The organism is Nonomuraea sp. NPDC049400, assembly GCF_044466425.1.
In the GTDB taxonomy this organism is placed as follows: domain Bacteria; phylum Actinomycetota; class Actinomycetes; order Streptosporangiales; family Streptosporangiaceae; genus Nonomuraea.
Genome location: NZ_JBITMP010000027.1, coordinates 72,129 through 96,866, shown reverse-complemented (window position 1 = coordinate 96,866; position 24,738 = coordinate 72,129). Strand labels below are relative to the sequence as shown.

General features: G+C 70.8%; 16 protein-coding genes. 4 read left to right on the top strand and 12 right to left on the bottom strand.

Annotated features, from left to right (window positions below):
* Positions 1 to 56: 56 nt before the first annotated feature.
* The 9 genes from ACIBVN_RS35240 to ACIBVN_RS35200 all read right to left on the bottom strand — a co-directional run bounded on the left by ACIBVN_RS35240 (position 57) and on the right by ACIBVN_RS35200 (position 17,265).
* A complete protein-coding gene (locus ACIBVN_RS35240) occupies positions 57 to 1,196 on the bottom strand; it encodes a M20 family metallopeptidase (protein ID WP_397143936.1) in 1,140 nt (379 codons plus the stop codon).
* 27 nt (positions 1,197 to 1,223) lie between these two features.
* On the bottom strand, positions 1,224 to 2,720 hold the full coding sequence (locus ACIBVN_RS35235) for an AbgT family transporter (RefSeq protein ID WP_397143934.1): 1,497 nt from the start codon (positions 2,718 to 2,720) through the stop codon (positions 1,224 to 1,226).
* A gap of 223 nt (positions 2,721 to 2,943) precedes the next feature.
* The gene (locus tag ACIBVN_RS35230; protein ID WP_397143932.1) at positions 2,944 to 3,264 is read right to left on the bottom strand and encodes an AzlD domain-containing protein; all 321 of its coding nucleotides are present in this window, start codon (positions 3,262 to 3,264) and stop codon (positions 2,944 to 2,946) included.
* A complete protein-coding gene (locus ACIBVN_RS35225; RefSeq protein ID WP_397143930.1) occupies positions 3,261 to 4,007 on the bottom strand; it encodes an AzlC family ABC transporter permease in 747 nt (248 codons plus the stop codon). Before ACIBVN_RS35225 ends, ACIBVN_RS35230 begins: the two co-directional genes overlap by 4 nt.
* 1 nt (position 4,008) lies before the next feature.
* Entirely contained in the window at positions 4,009 to 9,174 is a 5,166-nt protein-coding gene (locus ACIBVN_RS35220; protein WP_397143928.1) for an amino acid adenylation domain-containing protein, read from the bottom strand.
* 18 nt (positions 9,175 to 9,192) lie between these two features.
* Positions 9,193 to 12,807: an amino acid adenylation domain-containing protein gene (locus ACIBVN_RS35215; protein WP_397143926.1), complete on the bottom strand. Its 3,615-nt coding sequence runs from the start codon at positions 12,805 to 12,807 to the stop codon at positions 9,193 to 9,195.
* Positions 12,800 to 15,676: an amino acid adenylation domain-containing protein gene (locus tag ACIBVN_RS35210; RefSeq protein ID WP_397143925.1), complete on the bottom strand. Its 2,877-nt coding sequence runs from the start codon at positions 15,674 to 15,676 to the stop codon at positions 12,800 to 12,802. Before ACIBVN_RS35210 ends, ACIBVN_RS35215 begins: the two co-directional genes overlap by 8 nt.
* A gap of 48 nt (positions 15,677 to 15,724) precedes the next feature.
* Positions 15,725 to 16,555, bottom strand: a complete 831-nt coding sequence (locus tag ACIBVN_RS35205) for an SDR family oxidoreductase (protein WP_397143923.1) — start codon at positions 16,553 to 16,555, stop codon at positions 15,725 to 15,727.
* Complete coding sequence (locus tag ACIBVN_RS35200; protein ID WP_397143921.1) at positions 16,552 to 17,265, bottom strand: thioesterase II family protein; 714 nt, start codon at positions 17,263 to 17,265, stop codon at positions 16,552 to 16,554. The genes ACIBVN_RS35205 and ACIBVN_RS35200 overlap by 4 nt, the downstream gene beginning before the upstream one ends.
* Positions 17,266 to 18,056: 791 nt before the next feature.
* On the opposite strand from ACIBVN_RS35200, the gene ACIBVN_RS35195 reads away from it, so the two are divergent.
* Entirely contained in the window at positions 18,057 to 18,428 is a 372-nt protein-coding gene (locus ACIBVN_RS35195) for a YbaB/EbfC family nucleoid-associated protein (RefSeq protein WP_397143919.1), read from the top strand.
* Positions 18,429 to 18,444: 16 nt separating this feature from the next.
* On the opposite strand, the gene ACIBVN_RS35190 is transcribed toward ACIBVN_RS35195, so the two are convergent.
* Positions 18,445 to 19,602 carry an acetyl-CoA C-acetyltransferase gene (locus ACIBVN_RS35190; RefSeq protein ID WP_397143917.1) on the bottom strand — a complete coding sequence of 386 codons (1,158 nt, stop codon included), beginning with the start codon at positions 19,600 to 19,602 and terminating at the stop codon, positions 18,445 to 18,447.
* Positions 19,603 to 19,700: 98 nt separating this feature from the next.
* On the opposite strand from ACIBVN_RS35190, the gene ACIBVN_RS35185 reads away from it, so the two are divergent.
* Positions 19,701 to 20,369 (top strand): TetR/AcrR family transcriptional regulator, encoded by a 669-nt coding sequence (locus ACIBVN_RS35185; RefSeq protein WP_349449942.1) that lies wholly within the window; start codon positions 19,701 to 19,703, stop codon positions 20,367 to 20,369.
* Entirely contained in the window at positions 20,366 to 21,046 is a 681-nt protein-coding gene (locus tag ACIBVN_RS35180; RefSeq protein ID WP_397143915.1) for a DNA alkylation repair protein, read from the top strand. Before ACIBVN_RS35185 ends, ACIBVN_RS35180 begins: the two co-directional genes overlap by 4 nt.
* Here the strand turns inward: ACIBVN_RS35180 and ACIBVN_RS35175 are convergent.
* Positions 21,039 to 21,878, bottom strand: coding sequence for a LysR family transcriptional regulator (locus ACIBVN_RS35175; RefSeq protein ID WP_397144038.1), 840 nt, complete (start codon positions 21,876 to 21,878; stop codon positions 21,039 to 21,041). The genes ACIBVN_RS35180 and ACIBVN_RS35175 overlap by 8 nt on opposite strands.
* 86 nt (positions 21,879 to 21,964) lie before the next feature.
* Between ACIBVN_RS35175 and metE the strand changes: the two genes are divergently transcribed.
* Entirely contained in the window at positions 21,965 to 24,115 is a 2,151-nt protein-coding gene (metE, locus tag ACIBVN_RS35170; RefSeq protein ID WP_397143914.1) for a 5-methyltetrahydropteroyltriglutamate--homocysteine S-methyltransferase, read from the top strand.
* Here metE and ACIBVN_RS35165 read toward each other — a convergent pair.
* Positions 24,112 to 24,666, bottom strand: a complete 555-nt coding sequence (locus tag ACIBVN_RS35165) for a GNAT family N-acetyltransferase (RefSeq protein ID WP_397143912.1) — start codon at positions 24,664 to 24,666, stop codon at positions 24,112 to 24,114. The two genes, metE and ACIBVN_RS35165, sit on opposite strands and share 4 nt — an antisense overlap.
* Between the last annotated feature and the right edge of the window lie 72 nt (positions 24,667 to 24,738).

Sequence of the window (24,738 nt, the reverse complement as noted above, 5' to 3'; positions counted from 1 at the left end):
CTATTTGCTAGAGGTATTTTCTCCCGTCAGCCGTCCTCTTTCGCAATGAACCCTCGCTAGTCGGCGAGGCTGGAGATGATGCCCATGGTGAGTGCGGTGCGTTCCGGTATGTAGTCGACGATGGCGTGCTCCGAGCGGGAGTGGGAGCCCGCCCCGACGGGTCCGAGCCCGTCCAGCACGGGCCGGCCGAGCGCGGAGATGAAGTTGGCGTCGCTGGCTCCGCCCACTCCTGCGTGGCGCAGGTCCAGGCCCTGCTCGATGCCCGCCTTGTACGCCCTGGCGAACAGGTCTTCCGAGGCGGGGTTGGGGACCATGGGAGGCCGGTTCCACCCGCCGGTGAGCTCGATGGACACGCGCGGGTCGGATGGGCGCAACGCGGCCAGCGCGGCGTCCACGCGGGCCATCTCCGCCGGGTCAGAGATGCGCACGTCGATGCCGCACGTGGCCTGCCCCGCGGTGACGTTGGTGCCGGTGCCGCCGCTGACCAGGCCGACGTTGACGGTCGTGCCGCGCTCGGGCGCGCCCAGCGTGGCGATCTCGGTGATCAGCCCGGCCAGCGCGTGGACCGCGCTGGCCCCTGCGGTGGGATCGAGACCGGCATGCGCCTCGACACCGGTGGCGGTCAGGTGGAAGATGCCGACGCCCTTCCTGGAGGTCTTCACCGCCCCGTCCACGGCGCCCTCGAAGACCAGGTTGGCCAGCGCGCCCTCACTGGCCGCTTCGATCCGCTCACGGGAGGCCAGGCTCCCGATCTCCTCGTCGCCGTTGAACAGCAGGTGGACCGAGGGGTGCGGCAGCCCGAGCTCGCGCAGCCCCCGCACCGCCCAGACCGCCTGGACAAGACCGGTCTTCATGTCGAAGACGCCGGGCGCGCTGATGACGCCGTCATCGATCCGCCACGGCCAGCCGGCGAGGGTGCCGGCCGGCCACACGGTGTCGTAGTGGCCGACCAGCAGGACGAATCCCGGCGCCGTGCCGCGATAGGCCACCTCGAGCACGTCGCCGTGCTGCCCGCCGTCGTGACGAGTGAGCTGGTCCGGCTCCCCGACGCGGTCGGCGACCCAGAGGCCGATCTCGTCGAGTGTCCGGTCCAGGAGTCGCTTGTCATCGCTGGGGCTTTCCAGTTCGACGAGCCTGCGAAGGTCGTCGAGCATGGTGGGAAGGGCCTGGGAGGCCCACGCGGAAGCCGGTGTCACAGTCAAAATCCTTGTTGCAGAGAGGGGTTATCGGACAGGTACGCCCGGTCCGAGAGGAATGCCGAGCGCCCACCACGCCAGGAAGAACAGCGTCCAGGTGACGAGCATCACCAGGCACAGGGGCAGGACGAGGGCCATCAGGGTGCCGATGCCGGCGGATTTGCGGTAACGCTGGACGAACCCGAGCACCAGCACGAAGAAGGGGCTCATCGGCGACAACGCGTTGGTGCAGGAGTCGGCGATGCGGTAGACCGCCTGGGTGGTCTCCGCCGGAATGTCCAGCAGCATCAGCATCGGCACGAACACCGGGCCGACCAGCGCCCACTGGGCGGAGCCGCTGGTGATCAGCAGGTTGATGATCGTGACGATGAGCAGGATGCCGAGGAACACCACCGGGCCGTTGATCCCGGCCGCCTTGAGCAGGTCGGCGCCCTTGACCGCGACGATCGTGCCGATGTTGGTCCACTTGAAGTAGGCCAGGAACTGCGAGATGGCGAAGAACAGCACGATGACCGGGGCCATCTCCTTCATGCCGTGCGCCATGAAGTCGGGCACGTCACTGCTCTTCTTGATGGTGCCGACGGTGCGCCCGTAGACGATGCCGACGACGGCGAAGGCGATGCCGATCAGCAGGGCGACCGCACCCAGGAGCGGGCCGAGCGCCAGGTCGCCGTTCTCGTCGCGCAGCGGCGAGTTGGACGGGACGATGGCCAGCGCGACCAGCGCGGCGATCACGATCAGCGCGATGCCGGACCGGCGCAGACCGCGGCGCTCCAGGTCGCTCAGGTTGAGGTCGCCCAGGTCACCGATTTCGGCGTCGTCGTCGATCGGCATGCTCTTCGCCCGCTTGGTGAGGAGGGTCTCCGTCACCACTGTGATGACGATGGAGAGCACCACCGAGGAGCCGAGGGAGAAGAAGTAGTTGGCCAGCGGCGTGACGGTGACGCTGGGGTCGATCGTGTGCGCGGCCCCGGTGGTGATGCCGCCCAGGATGACGTCCGTCGGGGTGATCACGGGGCTGGCGTCGAAGCCGGCCGCGACCGATACGTAGGCCACGATCACGCCGATGATCGGGTTGCGGCCGATCGCGTAGAAGGCCAGGCCGCCCAGCGGGATCAGCACGATGTACGCCGAGTCGGCGGCCGCGTGGGAGATCATGCCGGTGAAAGCGAGCGCGAAGGTCACCCATTTCGCCGGCACACGGGAGATGCCGCGCCTGAGCACCGCGGCCAGCAACCCGGCCCTGTCGGCCACGGCCACGCCGAGCATGACCACCAGGACCGTGCCCAGCGCGGGGAAGGCGGCGAAGTTCTCGATGGCCTTGCCGAGCATCAGCTCGACACCCTCGGCCGAGAGCAGGTTCTGTACGACGACGGTCTTCTTGTCGGCTGGATTCACTGCCGACACGTTGGCGGCCGACAGTGCCCAGCTCAGCCCCATGAGCAGGACGCTCAGGATGATGAATAGCCAGAACGGATGGGGAAGCTTGTTCCCGGCGCGCTCAATGCCATTCAGAACGCGCATGGTCGCCTTCAGTGAACGCGACTCTTTTTCTTCCACGGACAGGGGGGTGGACATGAGCCCTCATATTATCTCAAATGCCGGACAGGCCGCAAGTGGTAAGCACTCGTACCGCTTCGCCACAAACCATTCCGGTGATTCGATCTTCAACTATAAGGCCAGGCCACACGGCCGTTGTCGCGTTCCAAAATGTGGATTCGCCAACCACCTGCGGACGGCAAGAGTTTCATCCGATAAGCCAGCGACTCAGATAGAAGGCCACTATGCCGACTGACGTGGACAGCAGGAATCTTTTCGAGACGAGGCCCGTCGCCAAGGTGACCAGGCCGCCGATCAGATAAGGATTGGCCAACGTCACCTCGATGCCCTTTCCCGACGGCGCGAGAATGGCCGGGAACACCAGCGCGGCGAGCACCGCCGGCGGGGTGTACCGCAGCAGGGTCTCCACCAGCGGCGGCATTTCCCGGTCGGCGAGGATCGCCAGCGGCAGATACCGGGGCAGGAAACTGACCAGCCCCATGCCGATGATCAGCAGCACCATGTTCATCCCACGTTCTCCTTGACCTTGGCCCTGTTCTTCGTCGCCCACTCGCATCCGGCGCCGACCACCGCGCCGACGACCGCGGCCAGAACCACGCCGAGGTTGTACGGCAGGCCCTGCGCCACCATGACGGTCACTCCCGCGGAGCAGATGGCGGCGCCCACCCGCCAGTTCACGAGCCCGATCGCGAGCATGGCGACGAACATGCCGGTGACCGGGAAGTCGAGGCCGAGCTTCTCCACGTCCGGCACGGCGGACCCGAGCGACATGCCGACCACCGTGGACAACATCCAGGGGACGTACAGCATCACCGACGCCCCGAGGAAGAACAGGTGCTTGCTGTGGGTCAGCGTGCCCTTGCGCAGGCGTTCTATCGCCACGAAGAACACCTCGTCGATCAGCCCGAAGCCGAGGAGCAGCCGCCAGCGCTGGGGAACCTCTTTGACGTACGGGATCAGGATCGTGGAGTACAGCAGCATCCGCAGGCCCAGGATGGCCGTGGTGAGGATGATCGCCGGCCAGCTCGTGCCATCGGCTATCAGCGCGAAGCCGACGAACTGTGCGGTGCCGGAGTTCACGGCCATCGCCAGGGCCAGGGTCTCGAACTCCGACAGCCCGCTGGACAGGCCAAGCACGCCTCCCGCGATGCCCATGGGGATGGCGGAGGCGAGGAAGGGCATCGTGCTCCTGGCCCCGGCCAGGAACTGCCGGAGCGGCGTCGCCGCCTCGGATGGATTGACGGTGGACATGTCAGTGCTCTTCTTTCCATAGCGAGCGCACCAGGTCGGCCACGGCGTGCGGCGCCGTGCTGCAGAAGTAGTGGCCGGCCGGGCCGACTTCCGCGAGCCCGAGTTCGGCGGAGAACATCGACCACTCCTCGTATCGCCGGTCGTACTCGGGAGTGAGCGGGTCGTCGGTGGCGTACACGGCCGTGAGGGGGACGCCGAGCGGGGCCCCGGTCCCCTCTTCGGCCTGCGCGAGCAGGTAGGCGTTGGCGGAGCGGGAGTCGTGCCTGAACACTCTCGCCATGAAGGCCGCCTGGCCGGGCGTGAGCGGGCCGAGTTCGGTCACGCCGGCCAGCCAGGCCAGGACGTCGTCGTCGCTCATCGTGTCCGCCTGGCGCACGGCCTCGCGGGTGGTGCGGGCGTCGTGAAGAAGCTTGCCGCCCACGAAGACGTGCAGAGGCGGCCGGCCTGCCGCCTCCATCAGGCGTGCCGTCTCCACCGCCAGTGCCGAACCCACGCAGTGGCCCCAGAGCAGCACATCCCCGTCGAGGGTGGTGCCGATCTCGTCCGCCAGCAGCCGGGCGGCCTCCTCCACGGACAGGAGGGGCTCGTCGGGATGCCCGGCGTCGTGCCCGGGGAGGTCGACGCCGTAGACGGCGATGTCGTCCTCCTTGCCGAAGGCGGCGCCCAGCGGTTCGAAGTTGATGGCATTGCCGCCGGCGTAGGGCAGGCAGACCAGGGCGCATCGGGCGTTGCCTGAGTTCTCCGACAGGGCGCGGAGCATGCCCTTCTCCGCCTCGGCGTCCTCCTTCAGCCGCGTCTGGGCCACCACGGACAGCGGCCCGAGGGTGGAGTTCCGCATCAGGTCGGTGAGCGACACGAGGCCGTCCAGCTCCATCACCACCCGCATCGCGGTCAGGGAGCCGCCGCCGAGCTCGAAGAAGTTGCCGTCGAGCGTGATGCTCTCCAGAGGCACCTCGAGGACCCTGGCCCACGCCTGCGCGATGCGGAGTTGCACGGGGCCTTCCGGGCGGGAGGCCGCGCGGGAGTCGCTGCGCCGGCGCGGCTGGTGGAACTCCCGGCGCGGGCGCTCAGGAAGGAGCTCCACGCCGCCGGGCATCCGGCGGCCGTACCGGCCGGTGGGCACCGTGACGCTCTCGTCGTCGGCCGCGACGAGGAGGACCTGGCCGGGCGTGGCGAAGGGCGTCCGGAGGCCGTGGCCGTCCACTATCCGCAGGTGGAACGGGCGGGCAGGGGCGGGGACGAGCCCGGCCACCGCTGCCGGGAGCGCTTCCGACCGCTCGGCCGCGGCCAGTGCCGTGCTCTCCTCGGCGGGCAGGAGGTCGGCGAGATGCTGCGGGGCGTCGGGGTCGGCGGTCATCGCCTCGAACGCGGCCGTGTAGTACGCGCCCATCCTGGCCACCTGCCAGGGCTCGAACAGGTGGGCGTGGTAGTGCAGGCTCAGCCGTACCTCGTCGGTGACGAAGTGCCTGGAGAACTCGGCACGCAGCACGAACTCCGTCTCCGAGTTCGCCCGTACGTCGAGCAGCGCGAAACCCTCGCGTGCCTCAAGCTGCTTGAGCAGGTAGAAGTGGGTGAAGTTGAAGGCGGTCTCGAACAGCGGGTCCTGGATTCCCAGGTCGCGCTTCATCTGCGCCATCGGGTAGCGCCGCGCCGGCAGCAACTCGGCCTCGGACCGGTAGACCTGGCCTATCAGATCCGCCCAGGAGCCTTCCTCGACGCGGGCGCGGAAGGGCACCGTGTTGAGGAACAGCCCGATCGCCTCGGTGGCGCCGTGGGTCTCCGGACGGCCGCTGTGCTCGTAGCCGACCACGACGTCGCTCTCGCCGGCGATCAGCGAGAGCACCTTGAGATGCGCGGCCAGCGCGACGTTCTTGACCGGCACGGACAGCCTGTCGGCCAGCGCCACGATCCGGTCGGACAGCCCGCGCGGGAACTCCACCTCGTGGAACACCACGGGAAAGACGTCCGGCTCGGCCGAGTCCCTGGTCCTCGGCAGCTCGGTGAAGGAGCCTTGGGCGAGCAGCCGCGCCCAGTACGAGCGGTGCTCCTCGGTTGCCAGCGAGCGGCGTTCCAGCGCGACGTAGTCACGCAGATGGTTGCCCGGCAGGGCGTCGGGCAGCGGACGGCCCTCCAGGAGCCGGTGGTAGATGTCGAACAGCGTGGTGTGCACCAGCGTGATGCTCCAGCCGTCGAGCGCCGAGTTGTGCTGGCTGAGCGTGTAGCGGAACAGGTCGTCGCCGAGCACGTGCACGTGCAGCCGGACCAGGCCGGGCTCCGTCCAGACGAAGCGGTGGGCCTTCTCCCGCTCGGCCCATGCGCGATACCAGGCGTCCTGCTCCTGTTCGGTCTTGCCACGCAGGTCGGCGACGAAGAGCGGCACGGGCGCATCCTGGTGGACGAGCTGCAGGTACTCGCTGTAGCCGGTGAGGTGGTAGCTGGTGCGGAAGATGGGGTTGCGCGCGACGAGGAACCGCACCGCCTGCTCGAACCGCTCGGCGTCGAACGTGCTCTGGATCGTGTAGCTGAGGATGTCGTGATATTCGACGGTGGAGTGCGACAGCTCGCTCTGGAAGACCAGGCCGGCCTGGAGCTGGGTCATCGGGTAGGCGTCCACCACCCCGTCCGGGAGCTTCGCCCGGTCCTCCGGTCTCAGCAGCTCGAACGGCTCCGGCACGCGGGTCTCCGCGCCACCCGCCGCGTCGGCCGCCAGCGCCGCGAGCCGGGCGATCGTCGGATTCTCGAAGAGCTGCTCGAACGTGAAGTCCAGGCCGTGAGCGCGGCTCTTGGCCAGCACGGTGACGAACCGGATCGAGTCACCGCCGAGCGCGAAGAAGTTGTCGTGCACGCCGACCCGCTCGCGGCCGAGCACCTCGCCCCAGATGCGGGCCAGGTGCTCCTCTCGCGGCGTCCGCGGTGCGGTGTATTCGGCCACCTCACCGGGTTCGGGCAGCGCCCGGCGATCCAGCTTGCCGTTCGGCGTGAGCGGCCAGTGCTCCAGCGTGACCAGCCTGGCGGGCACCATGTACTCAGGAAGCGCGCGCCTGAGATGGCTTTTGAGCTCGTCCTCCGAGATCGGCTCAGGCGCCAGCACATACCCGCGGAGCCCGCCGTTCTTCCCGTGCGCCACGACCACGGCGTCCCGCACGCCGGCGTGCTGCCGCAGGCACTCCTCGATCTCGCCCGGCTCGATCCGGTGGCCGCGCACCTTGACCTGGTGGTCCATCCGGCCCAGGAACTCGATCGCGCCGTCGGGCAACCGGCGGGCCAGGTCCCCCGTGCGGTAGACGCGTTCCTCGCCGGCGTGGGGGGCGGCGGTGAACCGCTCGGCGGTCAGCTCAGGCCGCCCGAGATACCCCCGGGCCAGTTGCACGCCGGCGATGCACAGCTCGCCGGGGATGCCGACCGGCTGGGGGCGCAGGTCGGCGTCGAGCACGTGGACGCGGGTGTTGTCGATCGGCCAACCGATCGGCACCCGGCTCTCGTCGCCCCGGCACGCATAGTGGGTGACGTCCACGGTGGCCTCGGTCGGCCCGTACAGGTTCACCAGGCGCGCGGCCGGGACGACCTCGTGGAAGCGCCGGGCGTGCTGCGGGGTCAGCGCCTCGCCGCTGGCGAACACCTGCCGTAGCGTGGCCGTGCCGTCCTGCTCGCCCGTTCCGGACAGGAAATCGAGGAATGCGCCGAGCATGGACGGGACGAAGTGCATCGTGGTGACGCCGTGCCGCCGGATGGCGGCGACCAGCGCTTCCGGGTCCCGCTCCGCGCCCGGCTCGGGCAGGCACACCGCCGCGCCCGCCAGCATCCCCCAGAACAGCTCCCACACCGAGACGTCGAAGGAGGTGGGCGTCTTCTGCATGATGACGTCGGCGGCGTTGATCGGGTACGCCTTGTGCATCCAGCTGATGCGGTTGACCACCGAGCGGTGCTCGATCTGCACGCCCTTGGGCGCGCCGGTCGAACCCGATGTGTAGATGACGTAGGCCAGATCGCGAGCGGTTCCCTGCGCAGGCGGCGGGCCCGACTCCGGCGCGTACGCGGCCTCGTCCGTCAGGTCCAGGACCGTCGTCTCCGCGCCCGCCAGGCCGGCGAGGTGGGGCTGGGTCAGAACCAGGCGCGCAGCGCTGTCGCGCAGGAGGTACGCGATGCGGTCGCGGGGGTTGCCGGGGTCGATCGGCAGGTATGCGCCGCCCGCCCGCAGCACGGCGTAGATGGCCACGAACATCTCCGGCGACCGCTCCGCCAGCACAGCCACGAGGTCGTCGCGGCCCACGCCGTGAGCGCGCAGCGTGTGCGCCAGGCGGTTGACTCTGGCGTTCAGTTCGGCGTACGTGAGGCGGAAGCCGTCGCCCACCACGGCGAGGGCGTCCGGGGTCGCGGCGGCGCGCCGGTCGAGCAGCTCGTCGAGGCGTACCGTGTCGTCGAAGGCGACGTCCGTGGCGTTCACCGCGGCGCTCAGCGCGCGGTCGGCGTCGGAGCGCAGGTCGAGCGCGCTCAGCGCCAGGTCGAGATGGGCGGTGGCCTGGTCGAGCAGCGACGCGCAGTGGTCGAGGAGCCGCCGGGCGGTGTCCGTCGTGTGGTTCTCGGGCCGGTGCAGCAGCCGCAGGGCCAGGCCGTCCGCCTCACGGACGAAGCTGAAGACGAGCGGGAAATCCGGCCGGTCGGCGCTGTCGCCGCCGACGAGCACGTCGGCGAGCGGGCCGTCCTCGGCGAGCAGCTCGATCGGGTAGTCCTGGTGCTCGACCGCGGCCCGCAACCGGGCCGCGACCTCGCCGAGCAGGTCGCGCAGCGTGCTGTCGCGGCTGATCGGCAGCCGGATCGGCAGCGCGGACGCCAGCGGCGGCGGACCGCCGGCGGCCGGGAAGGCGGGCGTGGCCAGCACGACCTCCTCCCCGCCCGTGTGGCGCTGGAGCAGCGCGCCGACCGCGGCGATCAGCAAGGAGCGCAGGGCGGTGTCCTGGCCTCGGGCCAGCTTCAGCAGCCGGTCCGCCAAGGCGGGATCGAGGTCGAGCGCGGCGGCGGCGTGCGGGCCGCGGCCGGGCGCGCTGTGGTCGGCGGGGAAGCCGGCGCGGTCGGGCAGGGCCGCCAGCTCCGCGCGCCAGTACGCGCCCTCACGGGGACGCTGCGCGGCCGCGACCTTGAGCCCGCCCAGGGTCTCGATGGATTGCATGGTGCTCTCCCAGCCGGATCAGAAGTCGAAGTCGAGCGCGAGCTCGGACAGGTCGTACGGAGTCGCGGCCACCCGCCCGAGTTCGCCCAGCGGCGTGGCGGGTTCGGCGAGCGCGGCGTCCAACAGGGCCAGCAGCTCATCGCGGAACAGTTCCACCGTGGGCCGCAGGAAGAGGCTCGTGGCGTAGGCCCACCGGGCGGCATAGCCGCCTGGCCCGGCTCCGTCGACCTCGATCTGCAGGTCGAGGTCGAAGATCGTGCGCCGGGTGGCGTCCGGCCGCCAGCGCGGCCGGCCGCCCAGGAAGCCGACCTTGTGGAGTCCGGTGTCCTGCACCGCGAAGAACGTGTCGAAGAGGGGATTCCTGCTGAGGTCGTGCTGCTCCTGCTGCGCCACGAGAGCGTCGTAAGCGTGGTCCTGGTGGTCGACGGCGGCGGTGGCGTGCTCGGCCACCGCCCGCAGGTACGCGCGGAACGGCAGCTCGGCCTGCGGCCGCGTGCGCAGGCAGAGCGTGTTCACGAACATCCCCTGCGCCCGGTCCACGCCCGGCAGGTGCCGTCCCGACGCCGCCGTTCCGACTGTCACGTCGTCGCTGCCGCTCACCCGCCCCAGGAAGGCGGTGTAGGCGGCCAGCAGCACGTGGAAGGGGGTCACTCCCTCGGCACGGGCCAGTTCGGCGATCGCGTCGCTGCGTCGCGCGCCGAACTCGAAGTACAGGTGAGCGCCCTCGGTCCGGCGCACCGCCGGCCTCGGCAGGTCGGTGGGCAGGTCGAGGGGCCGGACCGGCCGGGCGAACGTCTCGGCCCAGTAGGGTCGCTGGGCCTCGGACAGCTGCCGCTTCTCCGGTCCGTTCGCCCACTGGGCGAAGTCCCGGTAGCGCAGCTCCACCCCGGGCAGCCGATCGCCCCTGATCAGCGCCGCCCATTCGGACATCATCAGGGTCAGGGCGTGACCGTCGGTGATCAGGTGGTGGATGTCCAGGACCAGCCGCGTTCCCGTGTCATGCCGGACCAGGGCCACCCGCCACAGGGGCGCCACGGCGAGGTCGAACGGGCGGATCCAGCTCTGCGCCCACGCGTCGGGGTCCGCGCCGGGCGGCAGGTCCACCTCGTCGAGCGTGACGGCCACCCGGTCGCGGACGCGCAGGTGCGGCCGGCCGTCGCCGTCAACGGCGATGTCGGTGCGCAGGATCTCGTGCCGGTCGGCGAGCGCGGCCGACGCGGCGCGCAGCGTGTCCGGGTCCACCGGCGCGGGGATGTCGACGAAGATCGGCAGGTTGTACTGGGTGCCGGCGGGATCTTTGAGCTGCTCGACGTAGATTCCCCGCTGCTGGGGCGACAGCGGGGTTCGCTCGGCGGCCAGACCGGGACGCGGCCCGGCGAGGCGGGGGCTCGTACGGTCGGCCGTGCGGATGGTCCCGGCCAGTGCGGAGATCGTCCGGGCGGACAGCACGGCCGAGACCGGGCAGTCCACGCCGAAGCGGCGCCGCACCAGGGCGGCCAGCCGGGTCGCCGTCAGCGAGCTGCCGCCGAGCCGGTCGAGCGGGTCGTCGACGCCGATCCCGCGGACATCGAGCACGTCCTCCCAGAGCTCGACCAGGACGCGCTCCACCTCGTCCCGCGCCGCCCGCCCGCCGCCGCGTGGCGCCGGGTCCGGCAGCGCGGTCCTGTCCACCTTGCCGTTGGCGGTCAGCGGCAGCGCGGGCAGCACCACGATGTGCGCGGGCACCATGTGCGGCGGCAGCACGCGCTCGATCTCCGCACGCACCTGCTCCGCCTGGAGGCCCTCCTCGCCCGTGACGTAGGCGCACAGCCGGCTGTCGGAGGAGTCACGCCGTTCCACGACCACCGCGCCGCTCACTCCGGTCGCGTTCTGCAGCGCCGTCTCCACCTCGCCCGGCTCGACGCGGAACCCGCGCACTTTGACCTGGTGGTCGGTCCGGCCGAGGAATTCGATCGACCCGTCGGGCAGACGGCGGGCCCGGTCGCCCGTCCGGTAGAGCAGCCGTCCCGGCCGCAGGGGGTGGGGGACGAAGGCGCGCCTGGTCAGCTCCGGGCGTCCGTGGTAGCCGGGGGCCAGCCCGTCGCCGCCCACGTACAGGTCGCCGGGGACGCCGATCGGCAGTGGGCGGCGGTCCTGGTTGAGCACGTAGGCGCTGGTATTGGGCACGGGGCGGCCGATGGGCACCCGCGCGGCGATCGGCTCGGCGACGACGTGGGCGGTGGAGATGACCGCGTTCTCGGTCGGTCCGTAGGCGTTCACCAGCCGCAGGCCCGGGTTGGCGCGCAGCACGGACCTAGCGTGCTTGGGTGAGAGCACGTCGCCTCCGACGAGCAGGTCACGCAGCGGCCCGAACACGGCCGGGTCGTCGTCGGCGAGCCGGCCGAACAGTGCGGAGGTGAACAGCGCCGTGGTGATGCGCTGATCGGCCAGGGCCTTCCGCAACTCCTCGGTGTCGAGGAAGGTCTCCCGGTCGAGCAGGTGCAGGGTGCCGCCGTTGAGCAGCGCGCCCCATATCTCCCAGACGGAGGCGTCGAACCCGGTCGCCCCGATCTGCGCCATCCTGGTGGTGAGGTCCAGGCGTACGTAGTCCACCCCGCGCACCAGGCGGACGATGCCGCGGTGCGGGATCGCGACGCCCTTGGGCCGCCCCGTGGTTCCCGAGGTGTACATCAGGTACGCGGGCGCGGACGCGTCACCGGGAGCCGGGTCCTCGAGCTCCGGCTCGGCCGACCAGTCCAGGGCGTCCATCGCGATGGTCCGCGCGCCGGCCACGGACTCCTTCGAGGTGATCAGCAGGGTCGCGCCGCTGTCCGCGAGGAGGAGGGAGACGCGCTCCGCCGGGGTGGTGGGATCGATCGGCAGGTAGCAGCCGCCTGCCTTGAGCACGGCCAGGGCCGCGACGACCAGGTCGGGAACGCGCGGCAGGAGCAGCGCGACGGGCTCGCCGGAGGTCAGGCCGGCGCGCCGTACCGACTGGGCCAGCAACGTGCTGCGGCGGTGCAGGTCCGCGTAGGTGAGGGTGGTGTCACCGTGCACCACGGCCGGATGGCCGGGCGCCTGCTCCGCCTGTCCGGCGAAGAGCCGCTCGACCCTGACCTCTCGCGGGTAGTCGACGGCGGTGTCGTTCCAGCGGTCGAGCTCGGCATGCTCCGCGGGGGTCAGCGGGTCCAGGTCGCGGATCACGGTGTACTCGGGCGTGGCCAGCGCGGCGGCGAGGTGGTCCGCGTGGCGGGCGGTCAGGTCGGCGTTCCTGGCCGGGCCGGGCCGCAACCGTGCTCCGTTCTCGTCCAGGACGAGGGCGAACGCGCCGGGCGGGACCGGATCCCCGTGGACCAGGACGGGCATGGAGCCGAGACCGGGGTCGTACGGGTCGGCGGCGTCGAGCGCCCGCGTCACCGACGTCACCAGCTCGGCGAGCCTCCCGCCGGGATCGATGGCGAACCGGACCACCTCGTCCGCGCCGCCGCGCACGACGCGGAAGGTGAGATCCTGCCGGCCGGTGTGGTGGTAGAGGAGCGCGCCCCACGCCGCCAGGATCGCCGGCGCCCGCATGCCGGGCGGGCCCGCGACGGGGATCGGCTCAGGGTGGTCAGGGCCGGAGAGCCACTCGAGCAGTCCCCCCGTCTCACTCATGGCCGAGCACCCGCGCGAGACCGCTCACCGTCGGATGGAGGTACAGCTCGCGCATGGGCGGCGCGGGCAGTCCCCGTTCCCGGATGGCCGCCGCCAGCCGCATCGCGAGCAGCGAGTTGCCGCCCAGCTCGAAGAAGTTGTCGTCGGCGCCGACCGGCACGCCGAGCACCGACTCCCAGATGGCGGTCAGTGTCTCCATGACATCACCTGAGGGGGCCCGCACGGACGCCGGGGGCGCGGGCGCGGGCTCGGGCAATGCCCGAACGTCCAGCTTGCCGTTCGCGGTGAGCGGCAGCGCGGGCAGCGCCGTGATCGTGGCGGGCAGCATGTGCTCGGGCAGCACCTTGGCGGCCCGTCGCCGCACCGCGGCGGTGTCGCCGTCGGCCAGCACCACGTACGCGTCGATGCGCGCTCCCTCCAGGTCGCCGGCCCGCGGCAGCACGGCGGCCGCCGTGACCGAGGCGTCCTCGAGCAGCACACGGCGGATCTCGTCCAGCTCGACGCGGAAGCCGCGGACCTTGACCTGGGTGTCGAGCCGTCCCAAGTGCTCCAGCCGGCCGTCGTGCCGCAGGCGTCCCCGGTCGCCGGAGCGATACATGCGGCCTCCGCCGAACGGGTCCGGCAGGAAGCGCTGCTCCGTCAGCTCGGGACGGCCGAGGTATTCCAGGGCGACTCCGGCGCCGCCGACGTAGATCTCGCCGGGAACGCCGCAAGGCACCGGCCGGCCCCGCTCATCCAGGACGTACACGTGCCAGCCGGGCAGCGGGCCCCCCACCGATCTGGACCCCGCCATGGCCTCCCGGCGCGTCACGGTCTGCGCGGTCACGTGGACGGTGGTCTCGGTGATGCCGTACATGTTGACGACGCGGCAGCGATTCTCCGGGTACCGGTCGAACCAGTCCCGCAGCGGACGGGCATCGAGCGGCTCGCCGCCGAACACCACCAGCCGGACCGCGAGCCGCTCGCCCCTGCGCCTGTCGGCGTCCATGAGCTGAGCGAACGCCGACGGCGTCTGGTTGAGCACGGTGACCTGCTCGCGCACCAGCAGCTCGTGGAACTCCTCCGGCGACCGCGAGACCCAGTAAGGGACCATCACCAGGCGGGCGCCGGTGAGCAGCGCTCCCCAGATCTCCCAGACCGAGAAGTCGAAGGCGCTGGAGTGGAAGTTCGTCCAGGTGTCGCCGGGGCCGAGCCCGAAGTCGTCCTCGGTCGCGGAGAGCAGGGCGACGACGTTGCGATGCGGCACCAGCACGCCCTTGGGGCGCCCGGTCGAGCCGGAGGTGTAGATGACGTACGCGGCCTCGTCCTGGCCGGGTGATCCGCCGGCCTGGCCGTCAGAGGCCGCCGTGCCCGCATCGCCGCCCTTGGCCACGAGTTCCTCGGGCGTGACGATGCTCAGCTGATCGCCGTCGGGGAAGCTCCCACCTGCGACGACGACCATGAGCCCGGCATCCTGCGCCATGAACGCCAGCCGGTCCGCGGGGTAGGCGGGATCCATCGGGACATACACCGCGCCGGCCTTGAGCACGGCGAGCATGGTGACCACCAGGTCGAGCGAGCGCTCCAGGCAGAGGCCCACCCGCTCTCCCGCCCGCACCCCCATCCCGCGCAGAGCGCCTGCCATGCGCTCGGCACGCTCGTCGAGTTCGGCGTAGGTCAGCGAGCGGTCCTCGCAGGTGAGTGCGACGGCCTCGGGCCGCTCCGCGACGCGGGCGGCGAGCACCTCCTCGATCCGCTCCGGCCGCTGCTCCAGCGACCGGCTCGAGCGGCCGAGTTCGACCGTCCAGCGGCGCTCGGGCTCGTCCAGCAGGTCGACGTCGTCGGGGACCAGATCGTCGGCCGGGTCGATGAGCTGCTCGTACACGCGGGCGACGTGGTGGGCGAACCGCCGCGCGGTGTGCTCGTCCACGACTTCGAGCCGGTGGTGCACGTCGAGCATGAGACCGCCGGCGGCGCGCCTGAGCGCGATGGTGAGGGGGAACGGGGCCGCCTGGCAGGGGAGGTAGGTCTCGCCTTCGCCGGTGAAATGATCCAGCTCATTGACGACAAGCCCGGCCAGCACCCGGCCGCCGGGCTCGGCGAGGTCCTGCCGGGGGCCGTCGCACTGTCCGCCTTCGCCGCACAGGGTCCTGTCGCTCTCGGCGACCAGCTCCCCCACGGTCTTCTGGCCGGACAGGTCCAGCGCCAGCAGCATCCCGGCGTCGAAGGCTCCGAGTGCTCCCGCCGGCCGGTCCGGTAGGACGGCCAGCGCGCCGAGCAGCGGATCACGCTGGTCCTCGTACCGTCCGACGACCAGCCCGAGCGCCACCGCCACCTTGGCGGTCGCCTGCGCCGCCGCGCGTGTCCGCACGGTCACCACGCCCGTACGGTCACCCGCGGCGGCGTCACCGGCGGCCCACTCGACGGATCCCGGACGGCCCGCCTCTCCCCGCCTCACGATCATCCCGGCGTCGGGGCCGGCCTCTTCAGGGCGGAACCGGTCGTACGAGGCGCGACCCGTGAGAACCTGGGCGACCGAACGCAACGACACCGAGTCGCACCTTTCCCGGTGTGCGACGAGCACGAGATCTGCCGGTCCGTCCGCGTACTCCAGCAGCACGGCGCGCAGGCAAGGCCCCTTTCCTGACATGGGCCGGTGCAGCTCGGCGTCGAGCCGCCGGCGCGCTGCCGGCGAGTCGCCGTCAGCGGGGACGCTCTCCACCCACAACCGGGCGGACTCCCCCCACCAGGCACGAGACGCCTCATCGAGCAGCCGGGCCATCCGCGCGGCGTCGGCGCCTTCGGACAGCCGTACCCGCCAGGCGTGGCAGTGCACGGACGGTGAGCGGGCGGCAGCGAACAGCCGCGAGACGCTGTCAGCTTGGTACACGGATCAATCTCCAGGGATCTGAGGGACGGCAGGTCCGGTGAGCGGCCGTCACCGGGTTGTGAAACCTCCGTCGACCGTGAGCACGCTGCCCGTGACCTGCCGGGACTCGTCCGAGGCCAGCCACACGGCGGCGGAGGCGACGGCGTCCGGCTCGATGAGCGTGTTCATCGGCTGGGACTGGACGAACGCCTCCTCATGCGTGCCGACCGGCACGTCGAGCGAGCGCGCGATCTCCGCCAGCATGCGGCCCTCGACCTGCGCGTCATCGCGAACAGAGCCAGGGCACAGCGCGTTGACTCTGACCTGGCGCGGGGCGTAGTCCAGCGCCACCGCCTTGGTCAAGCCGACAAGACCGTGTTTGGCGGCGACGTATCCCGCGAAATGCCGGTAACCGACCAGCCCCGCGGTGGACGCGATGTTGACGATGCTGCCAGAGCGCTGCTCGACCATGAGCTTGCCCACCGCCCGGATGGCACGCCAGGCGCCGGAGAGGTCGACGTCGAGCATCAGCTGCCACTCGTTCTCGTCGATCTCGTGGGCCGTCTTGCCGGACGGCGCGGCGATGCCCGCGTTGTTGACGAGGACGTCGACGCGGCCGAAACGGTCGACCGCCGTGGACACCGCGTCCTCCAGCTCGAGCAGCTCCCGTACGTCCGCCTCTTTGACCAGCACAGAGACGCCGGAATCGCGGCAGAGCTCCGCGGTGTGGTCGAGCTGGCTCCGGGAACCCAACGGGTACGGCACACCCGGCAGATCCCGCGCGACGTCGATCAGCACCAGGTCGGCGCCTTCACGCGCGAAGGCCTGAGCGCTGGCGCGTCCCAGACCGCGGGCCGCACCGGTGATGATGGCCGTCTTCCCGGCCAGCCGCCCCGTCACCGTTCTTCCTGCGGGGCGAGCTCGGCCCCGATCAGCCTCAGCAGGGTCGCGGGATCGTCGGCGAGGTACATGTGACCGCCGTCGAGTTCGGCGGTGGCGAATCCGGCGGTGGTGGCCCGCTCCCACTGAGCGAGGTGCGATCCGTCCACGAGCTCGTCCCCGCGCCCTCGCAGCGCGGTGACCGGTATGGACAGTGGCTTGTCGGAGGCCGGCCGGTAATTCTCATGCATTTCGACGTCCGCCCGGATCACGGGCAGCAACAACGACCGCATTTCCGGATCTTCGAGCGCCGGATGCGAATAACCGGAGAAATCGCGGACCCGAGCCAGGAACTCCTCATCGCTCAGACCGCTGGCCCGGCTCTCCCGTCCATTCCACGGCCCGGGGGAACCGCTCACGAAAAGCCGTGCCAACCGAATCCCGGCCACGCCGCCGAGGCGGTGGGCCAGCTCGTATGCGAGCACCGCGCCGAGGCTGTGCCCGAAAAGAGCCACCCGGGCGGGACTGCCGATCCGCGCCAGCACCTGGGCGCACGCCTCCTCCGCTGCGCGTGCGGCGTCGGTGTGCGGGGGGTCGACAAAGCGTTCCTCGCGACCGGGCAACTGCACCGGCAGAATGCTCAGTTCATCGGAGGCGTATCGCTGCCACCCTTTGAAGAAAGATGCGCCTGCGCCGGCGAAGGGCAGGCAGACAAGGTACGTGCGTTCCATGGAGGGGACTTTCTCCGTTCGATTGTCCAGAGGCGGGAATCCCGGCCGCGGAATGTCACCGGTTGGGTGCGTCTCTTCCCCGAGCCGATTATCGGTCTGACCACAGCCGGGCACTGTGGGTGGGGTCCCCGGCCGGATCGCTAGCCTCTATCGCCTCCTCGCTCATCCATGGCCGACAGGCTGGGCCAAGCCCAGGCAGTACGGGCGGACACTGTGCGTGCGCCAGCGTCACGCGCCGCATGCGCCGCGAACAACGGCCCAAGGTATGGAGTTTCGGACATGCGGTCAAGATCTGCTGGGTGATATGCGAAGACATACGGCGATGGTCCAATTTTGTCCGCATTGCGTAGAAGGAACGCTCCAATTCGCGGCTGACGAGCCGTCAACATCCCTTTGACCAGCGGCGATGTAGCAAAATGAGGCCTCGGCCGATTCCCGCCCCGAGCTGTCTGACAAGCTCGGACGCATCCCCGGAGAGGTGGGCATACCTGACTCACATGTCCCTAATCCGGTGTTACGGGTAGCCGTAGGCGAATTCTTTGTGTCAAAATGTGAGACAGCCGTTGATCATCTCGCGCGCTCTCATGGTCTCGTCCCGCCCGCCAACGTTCGATCGAGCCTTGGCGACGTCCGACCCTGGATGGGGAGGCGACGAAGATCACATCCTTGAGGGGGGACATGCCTGGTCCAGGACCGCACGCCGCACCGGCTTTGGACAAGCAGCAGCACCTCGGCGACAACGCCGCCGACCGGCCAAGGCCAAGCCTGACCCCGACCCCCGACCCGAAGCAATGAGAACGCACCCCACCGGGCCCGAATACGACCCGGACGACCTGATACAGATCACCGAACAAGCCGAGCGGGACAGTCGCCGGCTCCAGGCCGCGCAGCGGGAGATCCAGACGATCAGCGGTGTGGGCGAAGGCGCGGGCGGCAAGGTCCGGGTACGCGCCGACGCCGACGGACGGATCGCCCAGATCTCGCTCGACCCGCTCATCATGAAGCTGAGCAGCCAGGATCTGGCCGAGGAGGTCGTGCTCGCGGTGCGGCGCGCGCAGGAAGACAGCGCCATGCAGCGCGAACGCGTGGTCCGCGATGCCGTCGGCGAGCCCCCGGACGAGTTCCGGCTCGACCAGATCTTCCGCGAGATGGACGGCCGCTAGCAGCGGCGCGTACGGCCTATGGGGCCAGCCGCTCGATGACGGTGACGTTCGCCTGCCCTCCCCCTTCGCACATGGTCTGCAGGCCGTACCGTCCGCCGGTGCGCTCGAGCTCGTGCAGCAGCTTCACCGCCAGCACGGCGCCGGTCGCGCCGAGCGGGTGGCCGAGCGCGATGGCGCCGCCGTTCGGGTTGACCTTGGCGGGGTCCGCGCCGGTCTCCTTGATCCAGGCCAGGACGACCGGCGCGAACGCCTCGTTGATCTCGATCGCGTCGAAGTCGTCGATCGCCAGGCCGGTCATGCCGAGCGCGTGCGCGGTGGCCGGGATCGGCGCGGAGAGCATCATGATCGGGTCGGCGCCGCGTGCCGAGATGTGGTGCACGCTGGCGCGCGGGGTCAGGCCGTGCTCCCGTACGGCTCTGGGCGAGGCGATGAGCAGGGCCGCCGCCCCGTCAGAGATCTGCGACGCGAGGGCCGCGGTGAGCCGGCCGCCCTCGACCAGGGGCCTGAGCCCGGCCATCTTCTCGATCGTGGTGCCCCTGCGCGGGCACTCGTCGGTGGTGACGCCCTCATAGGGGACTATCTGCCGGGCGAAATGTCCGGCGTCGATGGCGTGGACGGCCCGGCGGTGCGACTCGTACGCGTACCGCTCCATCTCCTCGCGGGAGATGTCCCAGGTGACGGCCATCTGCTCGGCCCCGGTGAACTGCGAGACCTCCTGCGTGCCGTACCGCTCGATCCAGCCCTTTGAGCTGGCGAAAGGGGTCTCGTGCCCGAACGCCCGGCCCGCGAGCATCGCGGCCGAGATGGGGATCATGCTCATGTTCTGCACGCCGCCCGCCACCACCAGGTCGTTCGTGCCGGCCAGCACGGCCTGGGCGGCGAAGTGGAGCGCCTGCTGGGACGAGCCGCACTGGCGGTCCACCGTGACGCCCGGGACCTCCTCGGGGAGCCCGGCCGCGAGCCAGCAGGTGCGGGCGATGTCGCCGGCCTGCGGGCCGATCGTGTCCACACAGCCGAAGATCACGTCTTCGACGGCCGACGGATCGGCGTCCGCGCGGTACATCAGCTCCTTGAGCACGTGCGCGCCGAGGTCGGCGGGGTGGGCCGCGGCCAGGCCGCCGCTCCTGCGCCCGACGGGGGTACGGACCGCGCCGACGATGTAGGCCTCGTTCACACCCGCATGGTAGCAAGCGCTTGGTACGGTGCGGAATGCCGTATGAGCTGGGGCAGTTAGGTGAACAAGCGATTGTCTGAGGGCTCATAATGGTTGTCGTGACCACGCGTAAGAACTCCGGCACCACGACCACCCCCGCCAAACGACAGCGCGCGACCTCGTCGGGATCGGCCTCCGAGCGCCGCGACCACCTCGTCAAGCTCGCCGCGGAGATCTTCGCGCGCAAGGGCTTCCAGGCCACGACAGTACGCGAGATCGCCACCGAGGCGGGCATCCTCTCCGGAAGTCTCTACCACCACTTCGACTCCAAGGAGACGATCGTCGACGAGGTGCTGTCCACCTTCCTCGACGACCTCATCGCCCGCTACCGCGCGGCGGTCGACTCCAGCGCCGACGCCCGCACCGTGCTGTCGGAGATGGTCCGCATCGGGTTCAGCACGCTGGAGCCCCACCGGGCCGCGATCACGGTCATGCAGAACGACTGGAACTACCTGCGCCAGTTCGAGCGCTTCAACTACCTGGTCAAGGCCGAGGACGAGGTCGAGCAGATCTGGGTGTCGCAGATCAAGGCAGGACAGGCGGCCGGGCTGTTCAGGTCCGACGTCGATCCGAAGCTGACCTACCGCATGATCCGCGACACGATCTGGGTGGCGGTGCGCTGGTTCCGGCCGGGCGGCAGGCTCAACACCAGCGCGCTGGCCGAGCACTACATCACCGTGCTCTTCGACGGCCTCGCCACGGGCGAGCGCACCACGCACAAGGGATGAGCCTCGGCAAGGCCGTACGGCTGGCGCTGCAGGAGGCCGCGGAGCCCGGCAAGGCCGAGACCATGCGCGCCTACATGAAGTCCCCGATGCCGTTCCTGGGCGTGCAGGCCGTGCCCAGACGGGCGGTGCTCCGGCGGGTGTTCGCCGAGCACCGGCTGGAGAGCGCGCCGGAGTGGCGACGGGCTGTGCTGGGGCTGTGGCGGGAGGCGGAATACCGCGAGGAGCGCTACGCCGCCGTCGACCTGACCGGCTTCCACCTCTACCGGGGCTTCCAGACCCTCTACACGGTGCCGATGTACGAGGAGATGATCGTCACCGGGGCCTGGTGGGACCTGGTGGACGAGCTGGCCACGCACCGGATCGGCGGCCTGCTGGCCGCGTTCCCCGACTCGATGCGGCCGCTCATGCTGGAGTGGGCGCACGACGACGACCTGTGGAAGCGGCGCACCGCCATCCTGTGCCAGAACCGGTTCAAGCAGCGCACGGACACGGCCCTGCTGTACGCGTGCATCGAGCCGAGCCTGTCGGACAACGACTTCTTCGCGCGCAAGGCGATCGGGTGGGCGTTACGCGAATACGCCAAGACCAACCCCGCCGACGTGATCCGCTACGTCAAGGCCAAGGGCATCTCCGGCCTGAGCCGCCGCGAGGCGCTCAAGAACCTCCCCGTCACCTAGTCCACAGGGCGTCCTGTACGGCCTGCACGAGCGCCATCAGCTCCGGCGTGACGCGCTCCTTCGACCAGGCCAGCGCATACGTGATGCGCAGGTCGCCGGCGTCGAGCGGCACGAAGCGCACGTCGTCCCTCCTGACGGTCCTGACCAAGAGCTGCGGGATCGGGAGCAGCCCGGCGCCCGCCGCCACCAGGTCGAGCGCGGCGGCGAAGTCGTCGTCGGCCACCATGCGCGAGCGCCCCGGCAGCCCCGGCCAGGGACGGCTGCCCGGTGTGAGCAGCACGTGGCCGCCCAGCTCGGCCGAGGTCACCTTGGGCCGGGCCGCCAGCCGGTGGCCCGCGGGCAGGGCCAGATGGTCCACCGTGACGTGGAACCTGGCCGCCGTCACGAACTGCGCGGGCGCCGGAGTGGCCAGGATCGCGGCCGACACCTCGCCGCCCGCCAGCGCCTGCGCCGCCGCCCCGCGGCCCGCCGCGCGCAGCTCCACGCCGATCGCGGGAGTGCGGCCCGCCAGCCGCCTGACGATGCGCGCCGCCAGTGCGCCGACGAGCGGTGGATAAGCGAGATGAATGGTCGGCCGCGCCAGCCGCGCCGACTCCGCCTCGAACGCCCGAACCGACTCGATCACCTGCTCCGCGTACGGCAGCAGCGCCTTGCCCTCCCCCGTGAGCCGCACGTCCCGGGCGGTCCGCTCGAAGAGCCTGACCCCCGCCGCGCGCTCGAGCCGGGTGATGGCCTGGCTCATGGCGGGCTGGGACATCCCCAGGTCGGCGGCGGCCCGGGAAAAGCTGAGCCGTTCCGCGACCACGGCGAAGCAGCGCATCTCCTTGAGCATAAGCAGCACCAATACATGATGCATGAGCTCCCGAGCGCTCGGCAGGATGCCTGCGATCACTCGAACGACGTCAAGGGAGCCGAGAGATGTCCCCATTCCCCAAGTCCACCGTGCTCGGATATCCGAGGATCGGGCCGCGAAGGGAGTTGAAGCGGGCGCTGGAGTCCTACTGGGACGGGCGTTCGACCCGGGTCGAGCTCGAGCAGGTGGGAGCCGAGCTCAGGGAGCGGACCTGGCGCAGGCTGGCCGAGCTGGGGCTCGAGGGACTGCCGTCCAACACGTTCTCGCTTTACGACCAGGTGCTGGACACGGCGGTGCTGCTGGGCGCGGTGCCCGCGCGGTATCGCGAGGCCGCTGACCCCTACTTCGCAATGGCCAGGGGCACCGAGGGGCTCGCGCCGCTGCGGATGACGAAGTGGTTCGACACGAACTACCACTACATCGTCCCCGAGATCGGGCCCGACACGGTGTTCAAGCTGGACGCGAGCAAGCCGCTGTCCGAGGTGCGGGAGGCGCGGGCGCTGGGGTTCGAGACGCGGCCCGTGGTGGTGGGGCCGGTCACGTTCCTGCTGCTGGGAGCGGCGCTGGACCGGCTGGACGACGTGCTCGGCTGCTACGAGGAGCTGCTGTCCGCGCTGGCCGCCGAGGGGGTCTCGTGGGTGCAGCTGGACGAGCCCGCGCTGGTGGGCGACCGGACCGCGGACGAGCTGGCCGCCGTGCGGGCCGCGTACTCCCGGCTCGGGTCTGCGAGCAACCGCCCCGGGCTCTTCGTCGCCTCCTACTTCGGTGACCTCGGCGAGGCCCTCCCGGTCCTGGCCGGCACACCGGTGGAGGCCATCGGGATCGACCTCGTACGGGGTGGCGTGCCCGGGCTCGACCTGACCGGCAAGACCGTGGTGGCGGGCGTGGTGTCCGGGCGCGACGTGTGGCGCACCTCGCCCGAGCGGGCGCTGGCCGCCCTGGGCGCCGTGCGGGCCTCGGACGTGGTGGTGAGCACGTCCTGCTCGCTGCTGCACGTGCCGTACGACGTGGCGGCCGAGCCGGAGCTCGCCCCCGCGCTGAAGGAGCGGCTGGCGTTCGCGGAGCAGAAGGTGGCCGAGGTGGTGGCGCTCGCGCGCTCCCCGCTGCGGGACACCGCGCCCGCCGAACCCTCGGTGGCGCTGCCGGGGCCGGTGGTGCCGGAGGAACGCGGCCCGTACGCGATGCGGGCCGCGGCCCAGGCCGAACACCTGCGGCTGCCCGCGCTCCCGATCACCACGATCGGCTCGTTCCCGCAGACCGGCTCCCTGCGCGCCGCGCGGGCCGCGCTCGCCTCGGGCACGCTGTCGCAGGCCGACTACGAACGGCAGGTCGAGGCCGAGATCGAGCGGGTCATCCGGGTCCAGGAACGCCTCGGGCTCGACGTCCTCGTGCACGGCGAGCCGGAGCGCAACGACATGGTGCAGTACTTCGCCGAGCACCTCGACGGGTTCGCCGTCACCAGGAACGGCTGGGTCCAGTCGTACGGCTCCCGTTGCACCCGGCCCCCGATCCTGCACGGGGACGTCGGCCGCCCCTCGCCGATCACGGTCCGGTGGGCCACCTACGCGCAGTCGCTCACGGACAAGCCGGTCAAGGGCATGCTCACCGGGCCCGTCACCATCGTGGCCTGGTCCTTCGTCCGCGACGACCTGCCGCTGCGCGACGTCGTGTTCCAGGTGGCGGACGCCGTCAGGGAGGAGGTCCGCGATCTGGAGGCGGCCGGACTGTCGATCATCCAGGTGGACGAGCCCGCCCTGCGCGAGCTGCTCCCACTCCGGCGGGCCGCGCAGGCCGACTACCTGGAGTGGGCGGTGGCCGCGTACCGGCGGGCCACGTCGGGGGCGAGCGATCGCACGCAGATCCACACCCACCTCTGCTATTCGGACGCCGACCAGATCCTGGCCGCCATCGACGGGCTGGACGCCGACGTGACCACCATCGAGTCCGCACGGTCGGGTGCGCGGATCCTGGGCTCGGTCGGCTCCTTCGGACGCGGGCTCGGGCCCGGGGTGTACGACATCCACTCGCCCCGGGTGCCCGGCGCGGAGGAGGTCTCGGAGCTGCTGCGGCGCACGCTGGAGGTGCTGCCGGCGGAGCGGGTCTGGGTCAACCCGGACTGCGGGCTGAAGACCCGTACGTATGAGGAAGTGGAGGCCGCGCTGGCCAACGTGGTCACCGCCACGCGGCGGCTGCGCGCGGAGCTTCAGGCTCCCTAGGAGGCGTGGCGTTCGATGAACTCCTCGACTGTCATGCCGAAGAGGACCTCGTCGTCGTAACGGCCGTTGGCGTAGTGACTCCTGCGCCGGCGGCCCTCCTCCACGAACCCCAGCCGCCGGTGCAGCACCAGCGACGGCTCGTTGGAGCTGAAGACCGACGCCTCGGCCTTCTGGAAGCGGCGCTCGAAGAACATGTACCGCAGGAGCAGGACGACGGCGTCGCCGGCGTAGCCCTTGCGGTGGTGCGGCGTCCCGATCCCGATCCCGTACGCGAAGGTGCCGTGCACGCGGTCGACGCTGTGCGTGTTCAGCATGCCGACCGGGACGTTCCCGTCGCGGGTGGCGATCACCAGGCGGACGTCGTCCATGCCCTGGGCCTTTTCAGCCAGCTCCGCGGCCCACTTCCTGGCCCGCGCCGCCGACTGCGGCGGGTAGAGCTGATCGCCGTTCCTGACGGCCTCGGAGTATTCGTTGAAGGAGTGGAACGCCTCCCAGTCCTCCGGCTCGATGGCACGCAGCCGTACGCGCTGGCCTACCCATACCGACGTCATGACCGGCAGCCAACCACGCCGCCCCAGCCCCTCGCGAACGGTTTTCCCACCCGCTGGGTGATGTCGTGCTCC

Bases quoted from the DNA above. Each gene is read 5' to 3' on its own strand.
- ACIBVN_RS35175 (WP_397144038.1), bottom strand. From the start codon at position 21,878: ATGCTCAAGGAGATGCGCTGCTTCGCCGTGGTCGCGGAACGGCTCAGC.
- metE (WP_397143914.1), top strand. From the start codon at position 21,965: ATGTCCCCATTCCCCAAGTCCACCGTGCTCGGATATCCGAGGATCGGG.
- ACIBVN_RS35195 (WP_397143919.1), top strand. From the start codon at position 18,057: ATGAGAACGCACCCCACCGGGCCCGAATACGACCCGGACGACCTGATA.
- ACIBVN_RS35215 (WP_397143926.1), bottom strand. From the start codon at position 12,807: ATGAGTGAGACGGGGGGACTGCTCGAGTGGCTCTCCGGCCCTGACCAC.
- ACIBVN_RS35220 (WP_397143928.1), bottom strand. From the start codon at position 9,174: ATGCAATCCATCGAGACCCTGGGCGGGCTCAAGGTCGCGGCCGCGCAG.
- ACIBVN_RS35225 (WP_397143930.1), bottom strand. From the start codon at position 4,007: ATGTCCACCGTCAATCCATCCGAGGCGGCGACGCCGCTCCGGCAGTTC.
- ACIBVN_RS35165 (WP_397143912.1), bottom strand. From the start codon at position 24,666: ATGACGTCGGTATGGGTAGGCCAGCGCGTACGGCTGCGTGCCATCGAG.
- ACIBVN_RS35235 (WP_397143934.1), bottom strand. From the start codon at position 2,720: ATGCGCGTTCTGAATGGCATTGAGCGCGCCGGGAACAAGCTTCCCCAT.
- ACIBVN_RS35200 (WP_397143921.1), bottom strand. From the start codon at position 17,265: ATGGAACGCACGTACCTTGTCTGCCTGCCCTTCGCCGGCGCAGGCGCA.
- ACIBVN_RS35180 (WP_397143915.1), top strand. From the start codon at position 20,366: ATGAGCCTCGGCAAGGCCGTACGGCTGGCGCTGCAGGAGGCCGCGGAG.
- ACIBVN_RS35230 (WP_397143932.1), bottom strand. From the start codon at position 3,264: ATGAACATGGTGCTGCTGATCATCGGCATGGGGCTGGTCAGTTTCCTG.